The sequence below is a fragment of the Luteibacter sp. P4_E6 genome (assembly GCF_056401535.1).
Window position 1 is genome coordinate 1 of the sequence record NZ_JBFUJE010000614.1, and the last position, 2,165, is coordinate 2,165.

General features: G+C 60.7%; 2 protein-coding genes. Both read left to right on the top strand.

Features of this window, described 5'->3' with window-relative positions; translation table 11 throughout:
• Positions 1-952, top strand: a 952-nt coding sequence (locus AC1DT2_RS21480; protein ID WP_477298607.1) for an MFS transporter, incomplete at its 5' end; no start/stop codon positions are given.
• Positions 942-2,165, top strand: a 1,224-nt coding sequence (locus AC1DT2_RS21485; protein WP_477298608.1) for an efflux transporter outer membrane subunit, incomplete at its 3' end; no start/stop codon positions are given. The genes AC1DT2_RS21480 and AC1DT2_RS21485, both read left to right, overlap by 11 nt.

The window sequence follows — 2,165 nt, forward strand, 5'->3', positions numbered from 1 at the left end:
GCTCAAAGCCGGCGACTACATCGGCATGGCGCTCCTTGCTGTCTTCCTCGGATGCCTTGAATACACCTTGGAAGAGGGTCCGCGTTGGAACTGGGTTGAAGACGACGTCATCCGCACCACCGCGTGGATAACGGCCATCTCTGGCGTGCTGTTCATCTGGCGCGGTCTTGCTGCCGCAAATCCCATTGTCGACTTGCGCGCACTCAAAAACCGGRACTTTGCCCTTGGCTGCTTTTTCTCCTTCGTCACCGGTATTGGCCTCTTTTCTACCATTTATCTCACGCCACTGTTTCTGGGACGCGTGGAAGGCTATAGCGCGCTGCAGATTGGCCAGGCCATTTTTTCGACCGGCGTGTTCCAAATCCTAACCATTCCGTTGTACTCGTTCCTCGCCAACCGCGTCGACTTGCGTTGGCTCGTCATGGTTGGGCTCGCGATTTTTGCCTTGTCGATGTTCGAGTTCACGCCCATCACCCACGAGTGGAGCAAGTCCGAACTGCTGTTTCCGCAGGCGCTTCGTGGAATTGGCCAGCAGCTGTCCATCCCGCCAACCGTCACATTGACCCTCGGTGGTCTTGCGCCGAGCCGACTCAAGCTTGCTTCTGGCCTCTTTAACCTCATGCGGAATCTCGGTGGCGCAATAGRCATTGCCGGGTGCGCGACCATCCTGACTGACCGAACCAACCTGCATTTTTATCGGCTCGCTGAACATCTCAACCCGACGAACGAGGCGATGAACACTTTTCTTGCCAGTGCACCGGGGTCGACTGATGGCATCCCATCCTCCGCCGCGCTTGAAAGTCTCTGGCAACTCACGTTCCGTGAGGCACAAACGCTGACTTACAGCGATGCCTTCTTCGCCATCATGGTGTGCTTTGTGATTGCAACGGTCATGGTACCGCTCATGCGCAAAGTCGCCGCCCCGACAGGACCCTCCGCCGATGCGCACTAAAATTCTCTTTGCCGCCCTGACTGTCGCTCTCACAGGGTGCACCGTCGGACCCGACTACGTTCGCCCCGACGTCAACACCGCTACGTCCTTCCATAACGACGTCGTGATGCAATCCAGGCAGGCGCCGCCGGCCCCCACGCTCGATACATGGTGGGATGGCTTCAAAGATCCGGAACTTTCCACCATCGTCCGGCGCGTCATGGCCGAAAATCTCGACCTCGCTGCCTCCCAGGCTCGCGTTGAGCAGGCGCGGGCTGTGGCCCAGCACGCCAAAGCCGATCGCATGCCGCAAGGCAGCTTTGATGGCGACATCGCCCGCCAGCGTCAATCGGTCAAGAGCCCGCTTGGGAAGGTTGCCAGCAACCTTCCCGGGTATGACCGCCAGCAGACGATTGAAGACGTCGGTGCCGGTGCCAGCTGGGAGCTCGATCTTGCCGGCGGTCTACGCCGTGGTGAAGAAGCGGCCAGTGCCGAATACCAGGCAGCGGAAGCAACACACGTCGGCGTCCGGGTGTCGCTTGCCGCTGAAGCGGCCGATGCATACTTTCGTGTGCGCGGCGCCCAAGCGCGCATTGCGATTGCCGAAGATCAAATCAAGAACGAGCAGGGCCTCGTCGACCTTGTCCGCCTGCGGGGCGAGGGTGGCGTCGGCACCATCCGCGAGACAGCCCAGTCGGAAGCCTTGCTCCTGCAGGCGAAGGCAACCATTCCGCCGTTGCGAATCGAGCTCGAGACGCAACTCAACAGGTTAGACGTGCTGATGGGCGTCGCACCAGGAACCTATGCCGCCGAAATCAAGGCCGCAGCAGTGGACTACACGGTGCCGGGGGTCGAAACGGCCGGCGGCCCTGCCGCCTTGCTCCGCCGCCGCCCCGACGTCATTGCGGCCGAACGAGAGCTCGCCGCGAGTAACGCAAAAATCGGTGTGGCGCTCTCCGAGTACTACCCTTCAGTGTCGCTCTCGTCCGTGCTCGGATTCAGCGCATTAGGCGGCAAGTTGCTCAACTCGGGCGCATTTCAGCCGCAGGCTGCCCTTGGTGTCCATTGGCGGTTGTTTGATTTCGGACGCGTCGACGCCGAGGTCAAGCAAGCGCGCGGTGCCAACGCAGAGGCGCTTGCGAGGTACAAGGGTTCCATGCTGCGTGCAACGGAAGATGTTGAAGATGCACTGGTGTCGCTCACCGAGCTCGAAAGCCAGCACGCACTGCTGGAT